The 24,077-nt window shown below is 35.7% G+C and carries 26 protein-coding genes; 10 read left to right on the top strand and 16 right to left on the bottom strand.

Going from position 1 to position 24,077, the window contains the following annotated elements:
- Positions 1-65: 65 nt before the first annotated feature.
- On the top strand, positions 66-1,952 hold the full coding sequence (htpG, locus tag PEDSA_RS14575; RefSeq protein WP_013633921.1) for a molecular chaperone HtpG: 1,887 nt from the start codon (positions 66-68) through the stop codon (positions 1,950-1,952).
- Between the two features lie 59 nt (positions 1,953-2,011).
- Here htpG and PEDSA_RS14580 read toward each other — a convergent pair whose 3' ends face one another.
- Entirely contained in the window at positions 2,012-2,407 is a 396-nt protein-coding gene (locus PEDSA_RS14580) for a thiol-disulfide oxidoreductase DCC family protein (RefSeq protein WP_013633922.1), read from the bottom strand.
- Between the two features lie 39 nt (positions 2,408-2,446).
- Positions 2,447-2,632, bottom strand: coding sequence for a hypothetical protein (locus PEDSA_RS14585; protein ID WP_013633923.1), 186 nt, complete (start codon positions 2,630-2,632; stop codon positions 2,447-2,449).
- A gap of 215 nt (positions 2,633-2,847) precedes the next feature.
- On the opposite strand from PEDSA_RS14585, the gene PEDSA_RS14590 reads away from it, so the two are divergent.
- From PEDSA_RS14590 to PEDSA_RS14605, 4 genes are read left to right on the top strand one after another with little or no spacing between them, the layout of a single operon-like run.
- Positions 2,848-3,876 carry a sensor histidine kinase gene (locus PEDSA_RS14590; protein ID WP_013633924.1) on the top strand — a complete coding sequence of 343 codons (1,029 nt, stop codon included), beginning with the start codon at positions 2,848-2,850 and terminating at the stop codon, positions 3,874-3,876.
- Position 3,877: 1 nt separating this feature from the next.
- The gene (locus PEDSA_RS14595; protein WP_013633925.1) at positions 3,878-4,639 is read left to right on the top strand and encodes a LytR/AlgR family response regulator transcription factor; all 762 of its coding nucleotides are present in this window, start codon (positions 3,878-3,880) and stop codon (positions 4,637-4,639) included.
- Positions 4,640-4,698: 59 nt separating this feature from the next.
- Positions 4,699-5,433, top strand: a complete 735-nt coding sequence (locus tag PEDSA_RS14600; RefSeq protein ID WP_013633926.1) for a DUF481 domain-containing protein — start codon at positions 4,699-4,701, stop codon at positions 5,431-5,433.
- A 59-nt stretch (positions 5,434-5,492) separates the two neighbouring features.
- Positions 5,493-6,230 carry a lysophospholipid acyltransferase family protein gene (locus PEDSA_RS14605; protein ID WP_013633927.1) on the top strand — a complete coding sequence of 246 codons (738 nt, stop codon included), beginning with the start codon at positions 5,493-5,495 and terminating at the stop codon, positions 6,228-6,230.
- Here the strand turns inward: PEDSA_RS14605 and PEDSA_RS14610 are convergent.
- The 3 genes from PEDSA_RS14610 to typA all read right to left on the bottom strand — a co-directional run bounded on the left by PEDSA_RS14610 (position 6,227) and on the right by typA (position 9,002).
- A complete protein-coding gene (locus PEDSA_RS14610; RefSeq protein WP_013633928.1) occupies positions 6,227-6,718 on the bottom strand; it encodes a thioredoxin family protein in 492 nt (163 codons plus the stop codon). The two genes, PEDSA_RS14605 and PEDSA_RS14610, sit on opposite strands and share 4 nt — an antisense overlap.
- 6 nt (positions 6,719-6,724) lie before the next feature.
- Entirely contained in the window at positions 6,725-7,120 is a 396-nt protein-coding gene (locus PEDSA_RS14615; protein ID WP_013633929.1) for a hypothetical protein, read from the bottom strand.
- A 70-nt stretch (positions 7,121-7,190) separates the two neighbouring features.
- Entirely contained in the window at positions 7,191-9,002 is a 1,812-nt protein-coding gene (gene typA, locus PEDSA_RS14620) for a translational GTPase TypA (RefSeq protein WP_013633930.1), read from the bottom strand.
- A 118-nt stretch (positions 9,003-9,120) separates the two neighbouring features.
- Here typA and PEDSA_RS19995 point away from each other — a divergent pair, with 118 nt between their 5' ends.
- A complete protein-coding gene (locus tag PEDSA_RS19995) occupies positions 9,121-9,279 on the top strand; it encodes a FeoB-associated Cys-rich membrane protein (protein WP_083811762.1) in 159 nt (52 codons plus the stop codon).
- A 52-nt stretch (positions 9,280-9,331) separates the two neighbouring features.
- Here PEDSA_RS19995 and ispF read toward each other — a convergent pair whose 3' ends face one another.
- The 3 genes from ispF to porV all read right to left on the bottom strand — a co-directional run bounded on the left by ispF (position 9,332) and on the right by porV (position 11,779).
- Positions 9,332-9,811: a 2-C-methyl-D-erythritol 2,4-cyclodiphosphate synthase gene (gene ispF / locus PEDSA_RS14625; RefSeq protein ID WP_013633931.1), complete on the bottom strand. Its 480-nt coding sequence runs from the start codon at positions 9,809-9,811 to the stop codon at positions 9,332-9,334.
- 1 nt (position 9,812) lies between these two features.
- A complete protein-coding gene (locus PEDSA_RS14630; protein ID WP_013633932.1) occupies positions 9,813-10,568 on the bottom strand; it encodes a hypothetical protein in 756 nt (251 codons plus the stop codon).
- 62 nt (positions 10,569-10,630) lie between these two features.
- Positions 10,631-11,779 (bottom strand): type IX secretion system outer membrane channel protein PorV, encoded by a 1,149-nt coding sequence (gene porV / locus PEDSA_RS14635; RefSeq protein ID WP_013633933.1) that lies wholly within the window; start codon positions 11,777-11,779, stop codon positions 10,631-10,633.
- A 292-nt stretch (positions 11,780-12,071) separates the two neighbouring features.
- Here porV and PEDSA_RS14640 point away from each other — a divergent pair, with 292 nt between their 5' ends.
- A complete protein-coding gene (locus PEDSA_RS14640; protein ID WP_013633934.1) occupies positions 12,072-13,724 on the top strand; it encodes an SUMF1/EgtB/PvdO family nonheme iron enzyme in 1,653 nt (550 codons plus the stop codon).
- Between the two features lie 276 nt (positions 13,725-14,000).
- On the opposite strand, the gene PEDSA_RS14645 is transcribed toward PEDSA_RS14640, so the two are convergent.
- From PEDSA_RS14645 to PEDSA_RS14660, 4 genes are all read right to left on the bottom strand, one after another.
- Entirely contained in the window at positions 14,001-14,582 is a 582-nt protein-coding gene (locus PEDSA_RS14645; RefSeq protein WP_013633935.1) for a carboxymuconolactone decarboxylase family protein, read from the bottom strand.
- An 86-nt stretch (positions 14,583-14,668) separates the two neighbouring features.
- Positions 14,669-15,217 carry a peroxiredoxin gene (locus PEDSA_RS14650; protein WP_013633936.1) on the bottom strand — a complete coding sequence of 183 codons (549 nt, stop codon included), beginning with the start codon at positions 15,215-15,217 and terminating at the stop codon, positions 14,669-14,671.
- A 131-nt stretch (positions 15,218-15,348) separates the two neighbouring features.
- The gene (locus tag PEDSA_RS14655) at positions 15,349-16,611 is read right to left on the bottom strand and encodes an FAD-dependent oxidoreductase (protein ID WP_013633937.1); all 1,263 of its coding nucleotides are present in this window, start codon (positions 16,609-16,611) and stop codon (positions 15,349-15,351) included.
- 128 nt (positions 16,612-16,739) lie between these two features.
- Entirely contained in the window at positions 16,740-17,432 is a 693-nt protein-coding gene (locus PEDSA_RS14660) for an OmpA family protein (protein WP_013633938.1), read from the bottom strand.
- A gap of 77 nt (positions 17,433-17,509) precedes the next feature.
- Between PEDSA_RS14660 and PEDSA_RS14665 the strand changes: the two genes are divergently transcribed.
- Complete coding sequence (locus PEDSA_RS14665) at positions 17,510-18,295, top strand: NAD-dependent epimerase/dehydratase family protein (RefSeq protein ID WP_013633939.1); 786 nt, start codon at positions 17,510-17,512, stop codon at positions 18,293-18,295.
- Here PEDSA_RS14665 and PEDSA_RS14670 read toward each other — a convergent pair.
- On the bottom strand, positions 18,292-19,479 hold the full coding sequence (locus tag PEDSA_RS14670) for a class I SAM-dependent rRNA methyltransferase (RefSeq protein WP_013633940.1): 1,188 nt from the start codon (positions 19,477-19,479) through the stop codon (positions 18,292-18,294). The two genes, PEDSA_RS14665 and PEDSA_RS14670, sit on opposite strands and share 4 nt — an antisense overlap.
- A 90-nt stretch (positions 19,480-19,569) precedes the next feature.
- Here PEDSA_RS14670 and PEDSA_RS14675 point away from each other — a divergent pair, with 90 nt between their 5' ends.
- Together PEDSA_RS14675 and PEDSA_RS14680 are read left to right on the top strand one after the other, a co-directional pair.
- Entirely contained in the window at positions 19,570-20,730 is a 1,161-nt protein-coding gene (locus tag PEDSA_RS14675; protein WP_013633941.1) for an iron-containing alcohol dehydrogenase, read from the top strand.
- 2 nt (positions 20,731-20,732) lie between these two features.
- Positions 20,733-21,902, top strand: coding sequence for an anhydro-N-acetylmuramic acid kinase (locus PEDSA_RS14680; protein WP_013633942.1), 1,170 nt, complete (start codon positions 20,733-20,735; stop codon positions 21,900-21,902).
- 65 nt (positions 21,903-21,967) lie between these two features.
- On the opposite strand, the gene PEDSA_RS14685 is transcribed toward PEDSA_RS14680, so the two are convergent.
- The 3 genes from PEDSA_RS14685 to PEDSA_RS14700 form a co-directional block, all read right to left on the bottom strand.
- Positions 21,968-22,567, bottom strand: coding sequence for a porin family protein (locus tag PEDSA_RS14685; RefSeq protein ID WP_013633943.1), 600 nt, complete (start codon positions 22,565-22,567; stop codon positions 21,968-21,970).
- A gap of 305 nt (positions 22,568-22,872) precedes the next feature.
- A complete protein-coding gene (locus tag PEDSA_RS14695) occupies positions 22,873-23,220 on the bottom strand; it encodes an MmcQ/YjbR family DNA-binding protein (protein ID WP_013633945.1) in 348 nt (115 codons plus the stop codon).
- Between the two features lie 3 nt (positions 23,221-23,223).
- Entirely contained in the window at positions 23,224-23,979 is a 756-nt protein-coding gene (locus PEDSA_RS14700; protein WP_013633946.1) for a hypothetical protein, read from the bottom strand.
- Positions 23,980-24,077: the final 98 nt, after the last annotated feature.

Below are 24,077 nucleotides of genomic sequence, written 5' to 3' on the forward strand. Positions count from 1 at the left end.
AACAGATTGGTATAACACTTGATAAATCTTCTGCAACTAGTATTAAATCAATAAATTTTAAGAAAATGCAGGAAAAAGGAACAATTTCTATTCATACCGAGAACATCTTCCCGATTATTAAAAAGTTCTTATACTCTGACAATGAAATTTTCTTACGTGAGTTAGTGTCTAACGCCGCGGATGCGACGCAGAAGATTAAAAGACTAGCTTCTTTAGGACAATACAATGGAGAATTAGGAGATTTAAGAGTTGATGTTTCTTTCGATGAGAAAGCAAAAACCATTACCATTAGTGATAAAGGTATTGGTATGACAGCCGAGGAAATCAAAAAATACATTAATCAGATAGCATTTTCCGGCGCAACAGAATTTGTAGAGAAATTTAAAGATGCTAAAGATGCCAACGAAATCATTGGTAAATTTGGTTTAGGATTCTATTCTGCGTTTATGGTTGCCAGCCAGGTAGAAATTCAATCCTTATCTTATCAGGATGGTGCAGAGCCGGCTCGCTGGATCTGCGACGGCAGTACAGAATTTGAAATCGGTCCTGGAAACAGAACAGAACGCGGTACAGATATTATCCTTCACATCAATTCAGAATCTGAAGAATTTTTAAGCCAGCATAAACTTCAGGAAATCCTTGATAAGTACTTCAAGTTCTTACCTACAAAATTAGTTTTTGGAAAAAGATCGGAAAGTGTTGAAGACGGAACTGACAAAGACGGAAAACCACAATACAAATCTGTAGAAGTTGATAATGTGATCAACTATGCGAAACCAATCTGGACAATCGCACCTTCTGAACTGAAAGAAGAAAATTATAAAGAATTCTATCGTCAGCTTTATCCATTTGCGGATGATCCTTTATTCTGGATTCATCTAAATGTTGATTATCCATTCAATTTAACCGGAGTACTTTATTTTCCGAAAGTAAAAACGGATATGGATTTCCAACGCAACAAAATCAAATTGTTCAGCAGGCAGGTTTTCATTACCGATGAGGTAAAAGACATCGTTCCCGAATTCCTGATGTTATTACATGGTGTTATCGATTCACCGGATATCCCACTGAACGTTTCAAGAAGTTTCTTACAGGCAGATTCTAACGTTAAAAAAATCAATAGCTACATCACTAAAAAAGTAGCTGAGAAATTAGGAGAGTTGTTCAAAAAAGATCGTACAGGTTACGAGGAAAAATGGAGCGACATTGGGCTGTTTGTTAAATACGGAATGATTAGCGATGAGAAATTCTATGAAAAAGCCAAAGATTTCGGATTGCTAACAAGTACCGATAATAAAAACTATACGCTGGAAGAATACAAAGAAAAAGTTAAAATAAATCAAACCGACAAAGACGGAAATGTGGTTTATTTATACACTAATGATCCAGATAAACAAGACGCCTTTATTCAATCTGCTCAGAAAAAAGGATACGACGTATTGTTGATGAACACACCTATCGATGGGCACTTTGTAACCAACATCGAGCATAAATTGGAAAAAGTAAGTATAAAGCGTGTTGATGCGGATGTTGTTGATAAGTTGATTGATAAAGACGAGAAATTAGAGCATATTCTTTCTGAAGAGCAATCTAATAAAGTGAAAGAAGTGTTTGAAAAAGCGATTAACAAACCAACTTATAAGGTTTCTGTTGTTGCTATGAGTCCGGAAGAGCTTCCCGTAACTGTTACAATGGACGAATTTATGCGTCGTATGAAAGAAATGGCTGCAATGGGTGGCGGTGGAATGCAATTTTACGGAAGCATGCCAGACAGCTATAATGTGGCAATTAACGGAAATCATAAATTGGTTAGCAAAATTTTGGAAAGCGCTGACGAAAAAGCTCAGTCTGAATTGGCTAAACAAGCTTTTGATCTTGCTTTATTATCACAAGGTTTATTAACCGGAGCAGATCTTACTGCTTTCGTGAATAGAAGCGTTTCGTTAATCTAAGCGAATCGATAAGATATTATATAAGTATCCCAATGGAGCAATCTGTTGGGATTTTCTTTTTAAGACAAAAACCGACGCCGCAATTCTGGAGACGGCATCATGCAAGAATCTTTCTTACCAAACCACTTATACCTATTTTTAGCAATCAGATTATAAACGGCATCTCTTATAAAAGTTGGAAGAATAATAAAAACATATAACAATGGCCATAAACCATTTAGTTTCTTTAACACACGTAACGCAGCAGTAGATTTAGAATAAGTTTTGCGGTCCTCTAAGAGAACGACTGTACTCAATTTCTGACTGGCAACAAAGGAATTTACTAATGTTTTTTGCGCAAAGTCGGACTGTAACGAGGCAAACATGAATCTTTCTTTCTTGTCGTGTTTGATTACGAATTGTACAAAACTATTGCATAGGTTACAAACACCGTCAAAAAGGATTACAGAATGCATCTACAATGTTAACAAAAATTCCGTCTATTGTGAATAACATTAAAATAAAGAAATCAAAGTCTTAATGCTCACCTTCTCAATCACCGGTGCGACAATATTTATAGACGATAGATCATTTCCTTTGTCTTCTTCTGTAACATTAAAAGCTAAGGAAAGTCCAATAAAGAAGATTACCGGGATAATCAACATAATGAACGGCGAAACGGATGTTTTTAAGTTTTTCATAACCTTTTGTTTTTGTTTGATGATCAAAGATTCATCTAATTTTTTGGTCTGGAAAAAGTATTAGACTAACGCCAAAAAGTATTAGACAAATCGGCTTTTTAGCATCTTTTACTGGTAGGTAGATATTTTGGCAGTTCGTCGATAAAATTAGCCTGTTCATCGAAAAAGTCATTATAATTTTGTAGGGATTTTTTTCTCATCTTTAAGCTGAAATTATGAATTGGAAAAAGAAAGCATCATTACATGCATTAATCTGGCTGTTTTTAGTCGCAATTTTTACGTTAGTTGCCACCGGCGGACTAAACTCAAGTCAGGGGTTTCTGATTCATTTTTTAATTATGTCTGTGTGGAATATTATTATATTCTATACTAATCTCTACCTGATTATTCCCGTTACGCTCAATAAAAGGAAGTTCTTTTTATGGATTGCTGCCTGTACTTTACTTGTTATAGTCTTTGGTTTTCTTAAGTATTTCGAAAGCTTTTACATGTTCAACCTTAGCGACATGGAAATTAGTATCAAAGGAAAAAAGATTGTCAGCAACGAGTTTTGGACAGATATGATTTCTTCCCTAATGGTTAATGGCTTTTTTATTTTCCTAAGTACTGTTTATAAATTCACGGTAGATTGGTTCTTCAATGAAAAGGAAAAAAACGATCTGGAAAAGCAGAGCCTGACTGCCGAACTTTCATTTTTAAGATCTCAAATCAACCCACATTTTTTATTCAATTCTTTAAATAATATATATTCTCTCGCTTATCAAAAGTCGGATGACGCACCAACAGCAATTCTGAAACTTTCGGAAATTATGCGCTATATGCTTTATGAAAGTAATGATGAGAGTGTACTTTTAAGTAAGGAAATCAATTATTTACAAAGTTATATCGACTTGCAAAAACTCAGGTTTAAAGGTGAAGGCCAAATCGAATTGCTAGTTGAAGGAAATATAGACAGTCAGGTTATTGTTCCTTTGATGCTTATTTCATTCGTTGAAAATGCCTTTAAACATGGTATAGCGACAGACCCTGCGCATCCGATAAAAATTAATATCTCCGTTTTCGAAAATAATCTGTTATTTACTTTATCAAATCTTAAAAACAAGCAGTTAAATAAAGATAAAACCGGCGGAATCGGTATGTCTAACGTAAAAAGACGTTTGGATTTAACTTATCCCAACCGATATAAGTTAAATGTAGAGAATAATGCAGACGATTATTTCTGCGAATTATATCTAAATTTATAGCATGACAAATATTCGCTGTATTGTTGTAGACGATGAGCCACTTGCTATAGATATTTTGAATGATTACATTTCAAAAATCCCTTTTTTGGAACTGATAAAAAGCTTCCGGAATCCAATAGAAGCTTTACAGGCCGTACAAAATGACGAAGCAGATTTGGTTTTTCTAGATGTTCAGATGCCGGAACTCACCGGAATTCAATTTTTAAAAATCGCAAACAACAAATGCAAGGTTATTTTAACTACTGCCTATCCGGAATACGCTTTAGAAGGTTATGAACTTAATGTTGTCGATTACTTACTAAAACCCATTGCTTTTGACCGTTTTTATAAGGCCGCTGAAAAAGCTAAGGCTTTGCTTTCTTTGAGTCAAACTAACGGAAATGCTCCTTTACCGTCAGCAACAAATTCGGCAGAGCAAACTACCCCAAAGCCAGCTATTGGCAACGATTTCATATTTGTTAAAACAGAGCATAAAATCCAGAAAATCTATTTAAATGATATTTTATACATAGAAGGTCTTAAGGATTATATTTCCATTTTTACTAAAACAGAAAGGATCATCACCTTGCAAAGCATGAAAAAAATGGAAGAGACCTTGCCCTCATATCATTTTGTAAGGGTTCATAAATCTTACATTATTGCTTTGGATAAAATAGAAAGTATAGAACGTAGCCGGATTTTCATCACTGACAAAATTATTCCAGTTGGAGATACTTACCGGGATGAATTCTTTAAAATTATCGAAAACAAAAATATCACCTAAACCTTCTTATATAAGAATAAATTCCAAGGAAATACAAAAATACTGGAGTTCAATATAAAATGTTTAGATCTTTTTGTACTTTATTATTGATATTACTGACGAAAATCAGTTTCTCGCAGTTTAACGATAGCACAAAGTATTATATCAACTTTGCGTCTTCCGGTTCTATCAATAAAACTCAGGATGGCAGCTCATATCTGCTAAACAACGGCTTTCAATTTCAGGTAAGAAAAGAAGTTATCGAATCAAATTTTTACAGTAATTGGATTTATGGCAAGCAAAATCAAAAACTAAGTAATAACGACTTTTCAACAACGTTAGATTTCAATATCTACAATAGAAAGGCTCCTAATTTATATTATTGGGGACTCGCAAATTACAACACCAGTTACTCCTTAAAAATCAACAATCAATTATTAACAGGAGCGGGGCTTGCCTACAACATCATCAACAAAAACAATCAAAAACTAAATGTCAGCGATGGTATTCTCTTTGACAGAAGTGACATTATGCTTGCAGATAGCACTCAGGAAATTTATAGCACATGGAGGAATTCATTCCGGCTGTCCTTTAAATTCGTTATCAATGAGATTTTTACACTACAAAGTACCAGTTTTATTCAAAATTCCCTGGATAAAAAAGACGATTATATCATCAAATCCAATAATGGTTTAATTATTAAATTGACAAATTGGCTTTCCTTCGAAACGAAATACACATTTAACAAGATTTCCCGGACAAAAAGGGAAAATCAATTATTTAGTTACGGATTAAAGCTGGAGAAGTATTTTTAGATATGATGTGTACGCTGTCCTTAATGATTTTATTTTAAATTTGTGCCCATTGTAAACATATGAATAAGTTTTTCGGATATTTTTTAAGCATTTTACACTACCTGTATTTCCTTTTGGTGTTGATTGTTTTTCAACCAATCCAATGGCTTTCGCTGAAGCTGGGTGGCTACACAGCACATAAACATTCTGTAGACATTTTAAATGCTTTTCTAATCAGTACTTATTATGTATTAGGTTGTCGTGTTTCATTTACAGATGAACAACATCTACCTACCGGTCGTCCGATTATCTTTGTTGCCAACCATCAAAGTATGTATGATATTCCGCCTTTGATCTGGTTTCTAAGAAAATATCATGCAAAATTTATTTCGAAGATAGAATTAACAAAAGGTATTCCTTCCATATCCTTTAATTTAAAACACGGGGGCGGCGCAAACATAGATCGCAAAGATTCTAAACAAAGTATTGTAGAAATTGCAGGTTTGGGGACAAGGATGAAAAAAAACAATTGGAGCGCAGTAATTTTCCCGGAGGGTACTCGATCAAAAACAGGCGCAGTAAAAACCTTTCATATTGGCGGAATTGCAACTTTATTGAAAAAAGCTCCAAATGCTTTAATCGTGCCAATTGCAATAGAGAACTCGTGGAAGATGAATAAATATGGTAAGTTTCCTTTAAGTCCTTTTCATCATCTTAAATTCACCGTTTTGCCATCGATAGAACCGGCAGAGAAGCCCATCGAAGAAGTTGTTCTGGCTGCAGAAAACGAAATCAGAACTTTTGTAGAGAAGTACTAATATTTATAGTTTTTAGGATCCAATGCTGCAGGCGCCCACGCTTTCAAAAAATCGGACACTTTTTCTGCATCATGCCCATCACCAGATTCTAAATAAACCGAATTTTGTGTATGTATTCGCTTTCCGTTCTGATCAAGGATTACAAAAACAGGAAAACCAAAACGTTGGGGAAACTCCAATTGCTTTAATATGACTTCATTTTTATTTTCCTTACTATAATTCAGGTGTACAACAACAAAATTGTTGTTAAGTAAACTATTCAGATTTTTATCCGCATTCACCAATTCGTTAAACCGTAAACACCAAACGCACCAATTTCCTCCAATTTGTATAAAAACGTTTTTGTTTTCCACTTTGGCTTTTGCGATTGCATCTTCTAGCTGCTCCTGCGCATTAGCATTCGGATTATAAATTTTAGGCGCTGCATTTTGTGCTTCTACAGAAAAGAAAACGCCCATTAACGCTATAAAAATAAATACCTTTTTCATTAGCTCTTATTTAAAGGGATACTTTCTGAAACTAACCTGACTCATCCCGTCTTTTTCATAAACAGCCAGACAAGCAGATTGAAATTCCTGCGGAACCTGTGGTTCCAGCAAGTTTAATGTTGTTGGCAAAGCCTCGCTATTTTTAAAGAAATAGACTTTTGTATTCCCATATTTTGTGTGTGGCATAAAATCTCCATACTGATGCATTTCATTCCAATATTCTCCAGATACAGATACCGCATATACCCGAATAACCGGGCCATCATTTTGTTCGTTCCTAACAAAAGAAATCTCTTTAAAATCTCCTTTAAGGTCCTTCACTCCTGGTTGACTTAGAAAGTTCCAAACAATAATTGCAACCACTCCTAAAAGAACGAATAATAAAAATCTATTTCTTTTCATATTTAACAAAAATAAAAAGAGTCGGAGAATATTCCCCGACTCTTCATAAACGATATCGTTACATAAATAATTATTCTGTCACGAATCTCTTAGCGTTGATTTTACGCTCGTTCTCCGTAAGATATATTTTTCTTAAACGAATATTTTGTGGAGTTACCTCGATATACTCATCTGCCTGGATATATTCCATACATTCTTCCAAAGAAAATTTAATAGCCGGGGCTATTCTAACGTTATCATCAGAACCAGAAGCCCTCATATTAGTTAATTGCTTTCCTTTTACAAGGTTTACAACTAAATCATTATCGCGGATATGCTCACCAACTATTTGCCCTTCATAAACATCAACTCCCGGCTCTACAAAGAAACGGCCTCTGTCCTGTAATTTATCAATCGAATAAGCTGTCGTTTGGCCTTTATCCATAGAGATCAATACACCGGCAGAACGTCCTGGGATTGATCCTTTCCAAGGCTCATAATCTTTAAAACGGTGAGCCATAATTGCCTCTCCGCCTGTCGCTGTCAAGACATTATTACGTAAGCCGATAATACCACGAGAAGGAATTTCGAATTCCAAATGCTGTAAATCTCCTTTTGGTTCCATTACCAATAACTCCCCTTTACGTTGAGTTACCAACTCAATAACTTTACCAGAAACATCTCCTGGAACATCCACCGTTAAAACTTCTATAGGCTCACATTTCCTGCCATCAATTTCTTTAACGATTACCTGTGGTTGTCCAACCTGAAGCTCATAACCTTCGCGACGCATTGTTTCAATCAATACAGACAAATGCAGAATACCTCTTCCGTAAACCAAATAAGCATCCGGCTGATCAGTTTCAACAACTCTTAATGCCAGGTTTTTCTCCAACTCCTTATAAAGACGCTCTCTCAATTTCTGAGAAGTAACGAATTTACCTTCCTTTCCAAAGAAAGGAGAGTTGTTAATGGTGAACAACATGTTCATTGTTGGTTCATCAATAGAAATAACTTCCAATTGCTCTGGATTTTCAAAATCTGCAATTGTGTCACCGATATCAAATCCATCAATTCCAACAACCGCACAAATATCTCCTGCTTTTACTTCAGAAACTTTAATTTTACCTAAACCTTCGAAAGTATAAAGCTCTTTAACTCTTGATTTTACAACAGATCCATCTCTTTTAACCAAAGAAACCGGTTGGTTTTCTTTTATTGTACCTCTTGCAACTCTACCAATCGCAATACGGCCAACGAAAGAAGAATAATCTAAAGAAGTAATTTGCATTTGCAATGTTCCCTCTTTAAATGGAGCCGGTTGAATATGTTCTAAAATTGTGTCTAACAACGGGAAGAAGTTATCAGTTGGTTTTTGCCAGTCTGTACTCATCCATCCATTTTTAGAAGAACCGTAAATAACTGGAAATTCCAATTGTTCTTCCGTTGCACCTAAGTTGAAGAATAGATCGAATATTTGTTCGTAAACCTCTTCAGGGCGACAGTTTTCCTTATCAACTTTATTTACAACAACAATAGGCTTCAAACCTAAGGCCAAAGCTTTTTGCGTCACGAAACGAGTTTGAGGCATGGCACCTTCAAAAGCGTCACAAAGCAATAAAACACCGTCTGCCATTTTCAATACACGTTCTACTTCTCCACCAAAATCCGCGTGGCCCGGAGTATCGATGATATTGATTTTTACATCTTTGTATCTAACAGAAACGTTTTTAGAAACGATTGTAATCCCTCTTTCACGCTCTAAGTCGTTATTATCTAGAATTAATTCTCCTGTTTCCTGATTGTCTCTGAATGTTTCGCAAGTGTGTAAGATTTTGTCAACCGTTGTGGTTTTACCGTGGTCAACGTGAGCGATAATCGCTATATTTCTAATGTTTTGCATGCAAGAACTGCTTAAAAAATTTTGCGCAAAGATACGAAGAAATTTGGAAAAATAATATTTGCCTTTTTAAATTTTTATGACATAACATTATAAACAAAGACCTAATTTTGAACTTATTATGGATACGCAAACTATTTTGGTCTTCGCTATTTTTGCACTGGCTGTATTCTATGTCTCGAGGTTGGTATACAGATCTATTTTTGCAAAAAAAGGGTGTGCAAGCAATTGCGGCAAATGCAGTGCTGACTTTTCTCACATCCCCACCGACAAGAAATAACAACGTTGAATATAAAAAAGTCCGGATTCTGATGAAAACCGGACTTTTTATTTTAGTCTTTTTGTATTAAACAAGTTGCATAAGCTACAACTCCTTCTTCCCGTCCAACGAACCCCATTGTTTCTCCGGTTGTCGCTTTTATAGAAATATCCTCTACATCGCATCTCATTGCTTTTGCGATATTCACTTTCATTTCTTCTATATAAGGCTTTATTTTCGGCGCTTCCAAACAAAGCATAGCGTCTACATTCCCAACCTTAAATCCCTTTTCTCCAATTAACTCCACACACTTTGTTAGAAGAATAAGACTACTGATTCCCCTCCACCTTTCATCCGTATTTTTAAAATGATGACCTATATCTCCTAAGTTTGCAGCGCCTAAAAGTGCATCACAAATAGCATGAGCCAATACATCTGCATCGGAATGTCCGAAAGCTCCCCGATGGTGTTCTAATTTAACACCCCCAACAATAAACGGATGATCATCTTTTAATTGATGTACGTCAAATCCAAAACCAACTTTAATCTTCATTTTATTGATTATAAATACTTATTACCTTCAGCATTTTCTTCTTTTTAGAACCTATAGTAAAAGAAGGAACAACTATAGCTCCTAATCCCGCAAATAGTAATGGCGAAAACCTTATTTTTTTATCCGGATAAGGTGGTGGGCCCGAATTTTCGTTCAAGTTTACCGTGTGGATGATGCCTGAAAGAATTAATGCCCCGCCTGCGCTATAGGAAATAGTGCTAAAAGTTCTCAGGTTCTTAATCTTTCTTAACAGTTCAACACATTCCACATTATTATTCGCTGCGGCGTAAAGATTATTATAGTTTAATTTTTCTAACCCTCCTCTGTCTCCCTTTTGTATAAACTCGACTTTATTGGTAGTTGTTACTCCACCTACATACATCATCCCTCCGGTATTCCCTCCAAATCCTCCCATTCCCAATCCGGACTGATTATAAGATGAATATGTTTTCGAATATAGGCTTATCTTTCCTTTAAATTCCCTTTTATAAAAACGTTCATTACTATTATCCACCGAGGCATTAATAAAATATCCCTCTAAGTCTCTATAAAATTTAACGGTATTCGTCTTATACTTTTCTGTTTCATTAACCAGTAGATAAGACTCCGCTAACAAAGGAGATTTTAGTTCAAGCGTTTTCGCTTTGATGATTCTTCCGTTTTTTAAACCAACATATAAACTATCATCAGCACTTTGTGCCCTTGAAACCGAGCAAATAAAAAGGAAAGTAAATAAAGTAAGTAAAATTCTATTCATTACTATTAGATAAAAAATAAGAGGAGCTGACGAATATCAGCTCCTCTTTTATATTTACATTCCTATTTTTTAACAGCCTCGGCAACCTCAGCAAAGTTAAGAGACAGGGAAAATCTTAAAGTTTGGGCTAAAGGAGATTTTTGGGTGTTTGCAGCTATGTAAGCCATATCTATATTTACGATATTATACTTGAAACCCGCACCTAAAGTTAGGTAGTTACGGTTTCCTTTATTAGGATTTTCATAAAAATAACCAGCTCTTAAAGCAAACTGCTTATTAAAAAGATACTCCGCCCCGAAACCAAAATTAATCTCTTTCATCTCTTCTGAAAAACCTCCCGGAGCATCGCCAAAAGAACTAAAAATTCCAGCAGGAACAGATTTAGTACTGTTAGGATCTGAAGGAACTAATAATTTATTAGCATCAACAGTTAACATAAAATCATTATCGTCATCAATATGATAAGTAATACCTCCACCAAGTCTCAGATTGGTTGGTAAAAAATATTTTGGCCCAGCGTCTGTATAAGAAATCTTTGTTCCAATATTAGAAATATTTACACCAAAAGTATAAGTCGCCTCATTATCTAAAAATGATTTTCTATCACTTTTATAATAACCGGACACATCGGCTGCCAAAGCTACACCTGCTTTATTTTGGTTTGCAGAGTTAACCATACCGCTGGTTAAGTTCGAATAAATAAAGCGTACTGCTGTTCCTAATGAAAAATTCTGCCCAAAACTTCTCGCTAATGATGCATCAACAGAAAGTTCGTTAGGATTATATGTTCCTTGTGGGTTTCCGGCATCATCAGTCATTTGTATATCTCCATAAGAAAAATATCTCAATGATCCTCCTAAAACATTCCTTTCATCCAATCTATAATACCCACTTAAATAAGCAATATTAATATCGGGCACAAATTTTTGCATCCAGGGGCTATAACTTACAGAAACGCCATAAGAATCTTTTAAAAAAGCAAGTTTAGAGGGATTCCAGTGAATCGAGTTTCCATCCGGGGCGGTCGCTACGCCAACTTCTCCCATTGCTCCGGCTTTTGCATCAGGAGCAACTAACAAAAAAGGCACTCCTGTTGAAATAATATTGCCAGATCTCCCATCAGAGCTCACATCACCCGAGGATTGTGAATATGCATTATAAAAACAAAGAGTGGTTATTGCGAACAGAGCGTAAACTTTCTTTTTCATCATGCTATAAAGCTATAATTTTTTTATTCCTTTTTTAAAACTTTCTCTCCGTTTTTATGTTTAAACACAAAAAACAATCCCTTATTCAAGCCACAGGAATTTCTAAATAAGGGTTTAGGCTTCAATAAAATATAAATTCCTCTTCTATTTTCCAATATTTTGTAACCTAATTACCTGAATTTTCGTAATCTAAACCTATCTTAAAAGAGATTTGAGAATGTAAAGATTAAAGTTTAAAATTAATGTCCAATTGATATAATTTATTAATTTTAGGCTTTCAAATTGGAAAATAGAAATGAAGAAAAATATCATTGCTTATTTTATAGCATGTATTACCGTTTCCTGCGTGGCCACGTCATGTAATAAAAAGTCCTCTTCGGGATCCAAAGTATCTGGAAAAACCGGAGCTTTATACAATGACAAGAGACCTGGTTCACTGCAAGTTATGCCAAAAACTAAACCTACACCTGGCCCTGGATTAGTGCACATTGAAGGGGGTACTTTTGTAATGGGAGGTTCAACAATAGATGATATCGGATTTGATCATACCTCTCCTAAGAAGAGAGTTACAGTTCCAACGTTTTATATGGATGAAACCGAAGTTGCAAATGTGGATTGGTTGGAATACCTGAATTGGATTAGAGAAGTAGCGGAAGATCCGAGATGGTATTACGAAGCTCTCCCTGATACATTGGTTTGGAGAAGCCCTTTAGCTTATAACGAACCGTATGTAACTAACTATTTAAGACATCCTGCATATCAGGATTACCCTGTAGTTGGTGTAACCTGGGAGCAAGCTGTAGCTTACTGCGATTGGAGAACCAATGTTGTAAATGAGAATATCTTGCGTTCAAAAGGTATTATGAACGATTGGAAAGCTTATGCAACAACAAAAAGCGGAGGAGCAAAAGGTGGAGCAGCAAACAATACTGTAAACACTCAACCGTTTGATCTGGATTTATACCTTAACGGACAATATGATGATTTAGGAAAAAAACCAATCAAGGTTAATAATCCCGCCGCGGCAGCAAACGCAAATGCTGGGGGAGGAAAAAATGCTCCTAAAGGCCGTGGTGCTAAAATTGAAGACGGTGTTTTTACTCCAGGTCGATACAGATTGCCTACCGAAGCTGAATGGGAATATGCGGCTCTTGCTCTAATCGTATCTCCTGATAACAATGTAATTGCTAATAACAAAATTTACCCTTGGCATGGCTTAGGCGTTCGTTCTCCTAAAAAAGACACAAGAGGTATGGTTTATGCCAACTTTAAACAAGGCAAGGGAGACAACATGGGGGTTGCAGGATATTTAAATGACGGCGCAGATATAACTGCCCCTGTAAGAGCTTATGTTCCAAACGACTTCGGTTTATTTAATATGGCAGGAAACGTTAGCGAGTGGGTTTACGATACCTACAGACAGCATTCTTTTGATAAAGTTGAAGACTTTAGCCCATTCCGTGGTAACGAATTCTTAAACAATGAATATGACAACAATGGAAAAATTGTAACCATTGGAAAAACAAATATTCCAAAAAAGACTGCTGCAACAAGTGGACGAAAAGACGCTTATGATCTGCATAAAGAAAAATATGGAAATGTAACGGAAGAAAGCCCTTCTACTCCTGATGCAAAAGATCCTAAAATGACAACAGCATCTCCTTCGTTCAGCTCAGACCAAAGAGGATATTTAGATAAAGAAAACTTAGATCTTTATGGAAAAATCACACTTGTAAGCGATAGATCAAAAGTTTATAAAGGTGGCTCATGGAATGACAGAGCGTACTGGTTAAATCCCGGTACAAGAAGATTTCTCGATCAGGGCGAGTCTAGTGCAGAGATTGGTTTCAGATGTGCAATGAGCAGTGTTGGAAATCCACAGATAAATCCGAAGAGTACTCCTCAATTCAAACAGCCAAAATCTCGTGTTGGTTTCAAATCAAAATAGTACAAAATAGTATAAGAACTATATCAAAAGGGTCGTTAACGACCCTTTGCTAATAAAAAGTTAACGAAAAAGGCCAACTAAATAAATGTTTAGCTGGCCTTTTTCGTTAACAATTAAAACCTATGACTACTAGACCGCGAACTTAAACAGCCTAATAAAATGATTAACCCAAGACTAATTTAACGAAAAACATTTTAAATTGATCAAATACAGTTTGATATCAATAATAAAGTTTTCCACAATTTAATCTTTTAAACAATCGTTCACAGGTAGTAATTAGTAAATTACTTTCCCTGTTGCAGTTACGATAGATGCTATTCTAACAGCATCGAAAATCCTTTCTTCGCTGCTACCTAATTTAATTAAAGAATCTTCATGCGCGTTCACACATAATTCGCAGCCATTAACCGCTGAAATAGCCAAACTCAACAATTCAAAAAACTCTTTACCTGTAATTGGCTTCATCATTAATTGCATTCTGATACGGGCCGGTATCTGTCCATATCTCTCTTTTTGAGTAAAATGGCGAAAACGGTAAAACACATTGTTTGAAGCTAACAAAGAGGCACAAGAAACTGCTTCCGAAATCTCTTCCTCAGTCGCTCCGCTTTCTAATGAATATTTTGTGTAATACTTTATTAATATGGCATTTTGGTTATTTGCAGCAACGCTTAAACCAATTAACCCACATTCTTTTTCCGATAAATGTTCGGAAGTTAATGTACTATTGAAATTTAATTTTAAATCTCTTAAATATTTAAAATCTGTTTGATTAAGAAGACTCAACGCTTCATTGGTAATTTCAGTTAATCCAAACAAATCTAAAATATCTTTTACTGTATCTTTTATTTGTGACATTTTATTGATAATCAAATAGTTATAAAAAAGTAAAATTATAAAAAAACCCTTTGCGGATTAAGCAAAGGGAAATTCTTTTGATATGCTTAAACGGTTAAGGTTTCTTGACCTTTTTCCCAGTTACAAGGACACAACTCATCTGTTTGTAATCCGTCTAATACACGTAATACCTCTTTAACATTACGGCCTACGCTTAAATCATTAACGCTTACCCAACGAATAATACCTTGAGGATCTATGATAAAAGTTGCCCTGTAAGCTACTTTTTGATCATCATTTGTTAAAATACCCAAGTCTTCAGCTAAAGATTTAGAAGTATCTGCTAACATAGGGAATTTTAAACCTCTTAAATCATCATGGTTATTTCTCCATGCCAGGTGAACGAATTCTGAATCTGTAGAAGCACCAATTAAACGAGTGTTACGGTCAGAAAACTCACCAAAATTTTTGTTGAACTCAGCAATTTCCGTTGGACATACGAAAGTGAAATCTTTCGGCCACCAGAAAATAGTAGTCCACACATCATCCTCATTTGTTAAATAATCTGAAGTGATTGTTTCGAACTCTTTGCCTTTTTCCAGGCTAACTACGGCTAATTTTGAAAATTCAGGAAATTTTTGTCCTACACTGATCATATTCTTATAAGTTTTAATTCTTTTAATGTGGCACAAATATAAGGCTAAAAGCGTGTTTTTTCAATCATTTGAGCATCACAATTACCAATACACAGATAGACAAAAACTATAAATATCAAAAATAAATAAACCTACTTTATAAACAATCCTTCCATGTTAACTCTTACTGAAAAAGGAGCGAGATATAAATCCATCAAAATTGCATACTCCTTTTTTGTAATAAACTTATCCAAAGAATAATCAGAATTTAGTTTAAACTTATCCTTCCAGCTTCGTTTTAGCTCATCTTCGATAGAATAAGATTCTTTTCCCCCGATAAAGCTTATTAAAGATATTGTTTCTTTCAATGTCAAATCAGAAACACTTGGATTTTCTATAAACCAAATACGTGATCTTGGGTGCAGCTCGGATAAAATGTCTTTAATATCATTCTTATTAACAAGTCCTTCTGGATTAAATTTCCCGGTAACAAAATCATGCCTTAATATTTGCGAACCAATAATTCGCTGCACCGGAAAAAAAGCGAAGTCATTTTCTGGAATATCTACAACCGGGTAAATAAAGCTTTTATAAGTAAACACTTCCCCTTGTATCATTCTTACATTGGCTTTATCGCTCGTTGTATTAAAAAACGGTCCGTAAGCTGCCAGCGCACCAACAGATTGCCCTATATTGGTCCATAACGCAATGTTTTGCAGATGCTCTAAACCTTTCATATTGGCAGAAATATTAGCGACCATTATACTTGGTTTATCTTTTGAAACAAAAGAACCTAAAGGAAAATAATAGGTCGAATCCTTAGATACACCGTAACCCGCAGCAATACTTGTTCTGTAAAACTTAGTATACTCGTTATACGGTTGCTGTTTCTGACTTTCCGAATAATTGATAATAGATTTTATTTTTTCTCCCACAAAAGAAACCAAATTAAAGCGTTTTAAAATTGCTTCATCACCAAATCCCGCATCGACGAGGGCTTTACATTTTATTTCTTCCTTTTTTCCATTTCTTTCTATCTCAACCGACCAACTCTTTCCGTTTTCTCTAACTTTAAGGACCTTGATTGAACTAAGGTATTGAAGACCCTTTACTTTTTTCAGAAACTTCTGCTCTAAAATTGCCCTGGGATCCTTAATTACTGAATCCTTTTTACAGCTATCTTGCCACTCCTTCCAAAAGCCTAATTCAAATGCAGGAACATCCATTTTAGGCAAGGCATTTCCAACAACTGTAGCACCTTCATTTAGTAAAATAACCTTAACGCCACTTCTTGCGGCCTGAATTGCCGCCGACGCTCCGCTAGCCGAAGCACCAAATACCAAAACATCCGTCTTATGCTGGGAGAAAGAGTGGTTAGCTATTAACAAAAACAATATGGGTAAGAGCTTCCTCATAAAATGATTTTTTTGAGTGTAAATTACCTAAAATTACATCTAATATCTTGTTAAAAGGATGTTAATTTATAAAAACAAAAAAAGCATCCTGAATTTAGGATGCTTTTATCTCAATGTTGTATTTAATCTTAATTTGCTTGTGCCTTTGCTTGTGCTTTCATTGCCTCGTTTGCTACAATAACAATTTCTACACGTCTGTTTTGTGCTCTGCCTGCATCAGTGTCGTTAGAAGCAATCGGCTCTGTTTTCCCTTTACCGCTTGATTTTAAGCGACCACTAGAAACCCCTTTTGAAATAGCATAAGATACTACAGAATTAGCTCTTTCTAAAGACAATTTATTGTTTACGGCATCTGTACCGATAGCGTCAGTGTGACCAACAACTAAAATATCTGTATCAGGGTATTTATTTAGCGAAGCAGCCAAATTGTCAATATTTTGTTTAGCTGTAGCTGATAATGTAGCTTTATTAAAGTCGAATAAAAGACCTGAATCAAACTTCACAATAATCCCTTCGCCTGCAGGAATCACTTCAGCTCCTGGAATTGCAGCCTCAATTTCCTTGGCTTGCTTATCCATTTTTTTACCGATTAAAGCACCGGCTGTACCTCCTAAAGCGCCACCGATAATAGCACCTACAGCTGTATTTCCAGCCTTGCTACCTATTAATGCTCCAATACCGGCACCAGCAGCTGTACCTATACCTGCACCTTTAGCGGTATTGCTCATGTTTTTCACAGATTCACAAGATGAGAAGATTGCAGTTGCACCTATTGCAAATGCCAAACTCAATGCCGATATTCTTAATCTCAAAGTTTTCATAATCTAATTTTAAATTTTATTATTGGATATTTAATCAAACTGAATGCCAAAGATAAAATGAAGAAACAAACAAAACAATGATAAGTATATTAGGATGTGGTTGGCTGGGCCTGCCTTTAGCGACAAAATTAAATTCAAACTATAAAATCAAAGGATCGACAACATCGGAAGAGAAAATTAATCTACTGAAAGACAACAAAATAGAAGCCTTTAACATTAATATTGCAAGTCCTCGAAGTAATTTGAATGAGTTTCTAAACACAGACATTTTAATTATTAACATTCCGATTTCAAGTAAAACAAACCTCATTGAGAACTTCAATAATTTAAAAAATTCTATAATAGAAAGCCCAATAAGAAAAATCATATTTATCTCATCTACATCTGTTTACACTGATGGTAACAAAAATGTAAACGAAAGCGACAATGTGGATAAGAACAATGCAAATTTTAAAATTGAAGAAATTCTCCGGTCTCTCCCGTCTCACTTTAAGGTTACCATTTTAAGATTGGCCGGACTAATAGGCCCTAACAGACACCCGGGTAAATTTTTTGCAGGTAAAACAGAAGCCATTCCAAATGGCCTTAATCCAGTGAATTTGATTCACTTAGACGACTGTATTAATATCATATCCCTGATTATCGAAAAGAAAATATGGAATGAAACTTTTAATATTTGTACTCCGCACCATCCCAACAGATCCGAATTTTACAGGAAAGCTACTGAACAATACTGTGGAAAAACTCCGATATTTGTAGAGAAAAAAGGACAGTGGAAAACCGTCGACTCTTCAAAAGTAGTCAAGGCCCTCAATTATAACTTTAAATACGATAATTTGTTTGAAGCAATGAAAAATTGTTAATAAACTCTACACAATAATCCTTTTAGATATTCCCCTTCAGGAAAGGAGATTCTTACAGGGTGATCTTCGGGTTGACAAAACTGATATATGATCTGAACTTCTTTCCCTGCATCTAATGCAGCCCAGGCAATTACCTGTTTAAAAGTTTCTATATCCATCGCTCCCGAACAACTAAAAGTTGCCAGTAATCCTCCTCTCTCCAGAATCTGCATGCCTAATCTATTCAAGTCTTTATAAGCCCTTGCAGCCCGGTCTAAAGCGGATCTAGATGGTGCATATTTCGGAGGATCTAAAATAACTACATCAAATTTATCTCCGTTTTCCTTAAATACCCGCAGTTGCTTATTAACATCAGACTGAATTGCTATATGAGATATCCCTTCAAATCCGTTAATTACAATATTTTTTTCCAAGGTTTCAATTGCTAAAGCAGAACTATCCACAGAAACAACTTTCTCAGCTCCGTTCAACAAACTATTTAACGAGAAGCCTCCGCTATAACAAAAAGAATCCAGTACCGTTTTTCCTTTTACGTAAGAGGCCAATATTCGTCTATTATCTCGTTGATCACAATAAAAACCCGATTTCTGTCCTTCTACAATATTAATATGATATTTCACACCATTCTCTTTTACCTCTAGAAACTGTGGGGGTAATTCTCCTGCCAATAATAATCCATTAGTTGGTTCCAAACCGTCGTGAGCTCTGGAAGTATTATCGCTCTTATCAACAATCCCCTTGGCTTTTGTGATCTCCTGTAAAACACCGATAATCAAATCCTTTTGCTTCTCAATTCCAGCTGTTAATATTTGAACAGCTAAATAGTCTGCATAACAGTCAACAATTAAACCTGGCAAATAATCCGCTTCACTAAAAATCAATCTGCAAGTATTGGTATGTTCATTTAAAAGAGATTTCCTGTTTTCGATGGCACTTTTAATTTTCGAGAACCACCAATTTTTATCTATAGTCTCATTTTCGCTCCATTCTAAAAGCCTGATAGCAACTCTGGATTGATCATTATAATATCCATAAGCCAAAAACTCGTTGTCATAACTAAAAACCTTTACTATTTCTCCGTTTTCTGGTTTACCTTTAACTTTATCCAAAGCTCCGGAAAACACCCACGGATGTCTTTGAAGCGCTGCTTTCTCCTTAGATTTCTTTAGAACGATTTCTATCATATGACACAAAAGTAACCATTTAGCAACAAAACCTTATTGTATTGGTCTCGCTTTTGTAATAACTTTGATCTATACCAGACATTCCTCACTATGTTAAATTTCGAGTTTAAAAACCCAACAAAAATTATATTTGGAAAGGGAGAAATCAAAAAACTTTCCTCCGAGATCCCCGAGAATTCCAAAGTATTAATGGTCTACGGCGGAGGCAGTATTAAGAAAAACGGCATCTACGATCAGGTAAAAACAGCTCTATCTGGCTTTGATATCATCGAATTTGGCGGGATTCCTGCCAATCCTGAATACAGTATTTTATTACAGGCTCTGGAAATCATCAAGAAAGAAAACATTTCTTTCATCCTTGCTGTGGGCGGCGGATCAGTTATTGATGGTGTGAAATTTTTGTCCTCCGCAGCTCTTTTCGAAGGAGAAGATCCATGGGATATCCTCGCGAAATCAATACGAACAACTAAAGGGCTGCCATTTGGCACTGTACTTACTTTGCCAGCAACAGGGTCTGAGATGAACTCCAGCTCTGTAATTAGCAGAAAGGAGACTAGACAAAAATTGGGAATGGGTGGGCCCGGACTTTTCCCAGTATTCTCTATCTTAGATCCGGAAGTAGTAAAATCTATTCCACAAAGGCAAATAGCAAACGGGATTACAGATGCTTTCACTCATGTTTTGGAACAATACATGACTTATCCAATTGGTGCTCTACTGCAAGACAGATTCGCCGAGAGTATTATGCAAACTTTAGTTGAAATTGCACCAAAGATTATTTCCGATCCTTCAGATTACGATATCGCTTCAGAATTTATGTGGTGCTGTACGATGGCTCTCAACGGACTGATCCAAAAAGGTGTTCCCGGAGACTGGGCCGTCCATGCAATGGGGCACGAACTTACTGCTTTGTACGGAATAGACCACGCCAGAACTTTAGCTATTATCGCTCCCAGACACTATGAGTATAACATAGAAACGAAAAAAGAAAAACTTGCGCAATATGCAGAACGCATTTGGGGAATTCAAAACGGCTCGGTGATAGAAAAAGCCAAGCAGGCTATCGAAAAAACCGAGGACTTTTTCAATTCTCTTGATATTAAAACCAGACTTTCAGAATATACAGACGATTATAAAGACTCGGGAAAATTTATAGAAGATTCCTTTACAAAACGAGGCTTGACCGGTATTGGAGAACATAGATCTCTAAAACCTTCCGATGCGCGTAAAATCGTAGAAATGAGTTATTAAGGATGAACAATATTCAAAAGCTTTATCAAATAGCTCAGAAACAGGAAAGGCTGATAATAGGTTTAATGTCCGGAACATCTTTGGATGGGTTAGATATCGCTTTATGCAAATTTTCGGGTAAGGGGCTGCAAACTCAGGTAAATTTAATCCATTACGAAACCGTTCCTTATCAGGCGGACTTTAAAGAAGACATCAAGAAAATCTTTTCTAAACAAAATGTTGACCTTGAATTACTTTGCCTTCTTAACGAGAAGATCGGATTGGTTCACGCCGAACTCATAAATACGACGCTAAAGAAATGGAATATCCAAAATGAATTGATTGATGCCATTGCCAGTCATGGACAAACAATTTTCCACTCTCCGTTTACCAGACATCGAAACCCAAATTATCCCAACAGCACTCTTCAAATAGGGGATGGGGATCATATAGCTGTTAAAACCGGAATCATAACAGTGAGCGATTTTAGGCAGAAAAACATTGCTGCCGGAGCAGAAGGGGCTCCTTTGGCCGTTTATGGAGATTTTCTGTTATTTGGCAAAAACAACAAAAACACTGTTCTCTTAAACATCGGCGGAATATCCAATATCACATACCTTCCCAAAAACAGCGAAATGTATTCTACTGATTTAGGTCCGGGGAATACTTTAATTGACCAGTACATGCAGCGTGAGTTTGGGTTATATTTTGACAAAGATGCGGCCTATGCAAAAAGAGGCTCCATAAATAACGCCTTATTATCTTTCCTACTTGATGATACTTTCTTTTCTACCGCAGTGCCCAAAAGTACAGGCCCCGAATTATTCAACCTCGAATATCTGGACAATTGCATAGCAAAAACAAACACTAAAATATCCTCGTATGACGTTTTAGCTACGCTATGTGAATTTACTGCGATTACTATTTCCAAAGCTTTAGAAGACAAGGAACCAGATTTTGATTTGATTGTAAGTGGAGGAGGAATACACAATCCATTGATAATGGAAAGACTAAAATATCACCTCCCTTTGGCGAATTTTAAAGACATAGAAGAGTTTGGAATAAGTGCTGACGCAAAAGAAGCTGTACTCTTTGCTTTACTGGCCAATGAAACACTCTCCGGAGAAAGCGCCGATTTTAAAACTAAAACAGTTCCAAATATATGTATGGGGAAAATATGCCTCCCTAATTAAGGAGATAAAAAACCAGGCCGATACAGCCTGGTTTTTTTACTTTACAACGAATTCTTGTTTCTCATTTAAAGTATTTTCCAGCCCAAACTTAGATGAATCAGATTTTGCTTCTGTCCATCATTTTTATTGATATCCTGTAATCCAGCTTCGTATCTTAAATCAACCGATAAATTTCCTACATCAACTCCGGCTCCGGCCTGCAGATTAGTCACAAAATTGCGGTATTTATAAAAATTTATATCTGTAGCCTGCTTAAAGGCACTTTCGTCAGTATCCAGATTAAACTGGAAAGAAGGTCCGGCCATTAATCTCAAGTTGAAATTAGTTAAACCGAATTTAGTTCCCAATAAAACGGGCACATCTAATGTGGTGAATTTCACTTTTCCGGTCTGCTCTACAGATGATCCGTTTTCCTGAAATTTCAATTCAGCTCCCTTAGAACCCAAATAAATTTCGGGTTGTACGTAAAAAGAATTTCCTACCCTGGTCCAGACCCCAAGATTATAGCCCAAAATACCAGACTTATCAATCTCGCGATCTTTTGCTTTAATTGTAGAATAATTAAGCCCCCCCTTTATTCCGACGTTAAACTGTGCGTATGCACTAATGTGTGACAATCCAATTATCACAAGCATAAAAAAAATACTTCTTTTCAGGTTTTTCATAATTTTAACATAGATTGCTGATAAAAACTATTAACGCTTCTTATTTAACAGTATTGTTTTATTTTTGTATATCAAGTTATCACAATTATATGGCCGAAATTACAATAGACATAAAAGATTGGGAAAAATTAAGCACTAAGCTTAAAAGAAAATATAATCATCTTACAGATGAGGATCTAGTTTTTGAACCCGGCAAAGAAGACCAATTAATAGGTCATTTGGCCACCAGATTACATCGAAACCGTGATTATGTAATTTTCACGCTGAAGAAGGGTTTAATAAATATTGATAATAATCGCTTATAGTTAAGCTAAACTCTCTCTTACTTTTTTAGGCAAACTACCTACCACGAGCCAGTAGGAGTTTTCAATCATTTTTTCGAGCTGTTGATTATTAAGTCTACCGTTCAGGGAGACGGTATTCCAATGTTTTTTGTTCATATGGTAACCGGGAACAACTTCAGAATATTCCTCCCTTAGTCTAACAGCTTCTTCAGGGTCACATTTCACGTTGAAACTGTCAGGATTATTAAGACCTATCAAAAGAAATACCTTGCCATGGACTTTAAAGACCAGCGTATCCGGGCCGAAGGGGAGTTCCTCTGTTACGGCTTTAAAAGTTAGGCAATAATCTCTTAGTTCTTCGATGTTCATTACTTAGTAATAAAGAGATCTTGGACCAAACATATATTTAATAGAGATTCCAAAAACGTTATAAAGGTCTTTTGCTTTATTGTTGAATATTTTTGGATCATCATTAAACCCATCAATATCGTCTGATGTAGTAAATACCGTTTTAAAATTAACTCCTAATAAGATTTTCTGTTCGTCATACTGATTATAGATTACATGATTATAACCTATGGTAATAGGGAACATACTTACATTATTGAATTTAGATTTTCCTATATCCCCCGCATGTTGTCTGTAACCAGCAGGATTAACACCTAGCGACGGATTATAATCTTCTACACTATTTGTTCCTGATAAGACTCCATATCCTAGACTCATATTGAGGCCACGCAAAAGATACAGGATATCATTGTAGGTGTAATCTACAAATTGCCCCAAAGCCGCCCCTGCTCTTAGCTCTATCGTACTAAAATTTGATGTAAACTGTCTGTTGTGCTTATCCGGGCCATCTTTCAACTGATTGATATTATACTCTATACCTGCATTCAAAAACGGCGTGAAATAATAATCTAAAGAAACGCCGAAAGACGGGGCTTTATTGATCATCAGATCTTTTTTATTGCCTTTAAACGCTTCCAATCCTTTGTCATAATTCATTCCTGTAAATGCTGTTGTCATTCCGGCATTTACACCAATAGCGATATTATAAAACTGCGACTGAGCAAAAGCTCCCGTTAAACTGATAACAAACGTAACAAAGAGAGTAAGTGTTCTTTTCAAATCACAAAACTTAATAAGTAAATAGCCATCTTTGCAGTCGAGATATTTACTACCAGAAAGCTGGCTAAAATTATCTCAAAATTTTCTTTTATCAAAAT

Origin of the sequence: Pseudopedobacter saltans DSM 12145 (genome assembly GCF_000190735.1) — a bacterium.
Taxonomy (GTDB): Bacteria; Bacteroidota; Bacteroidia; order Sphingobacteriales; family Sphingobacteriaceae; genus Pseudopedobacter; species Pseudopedobacter saltans.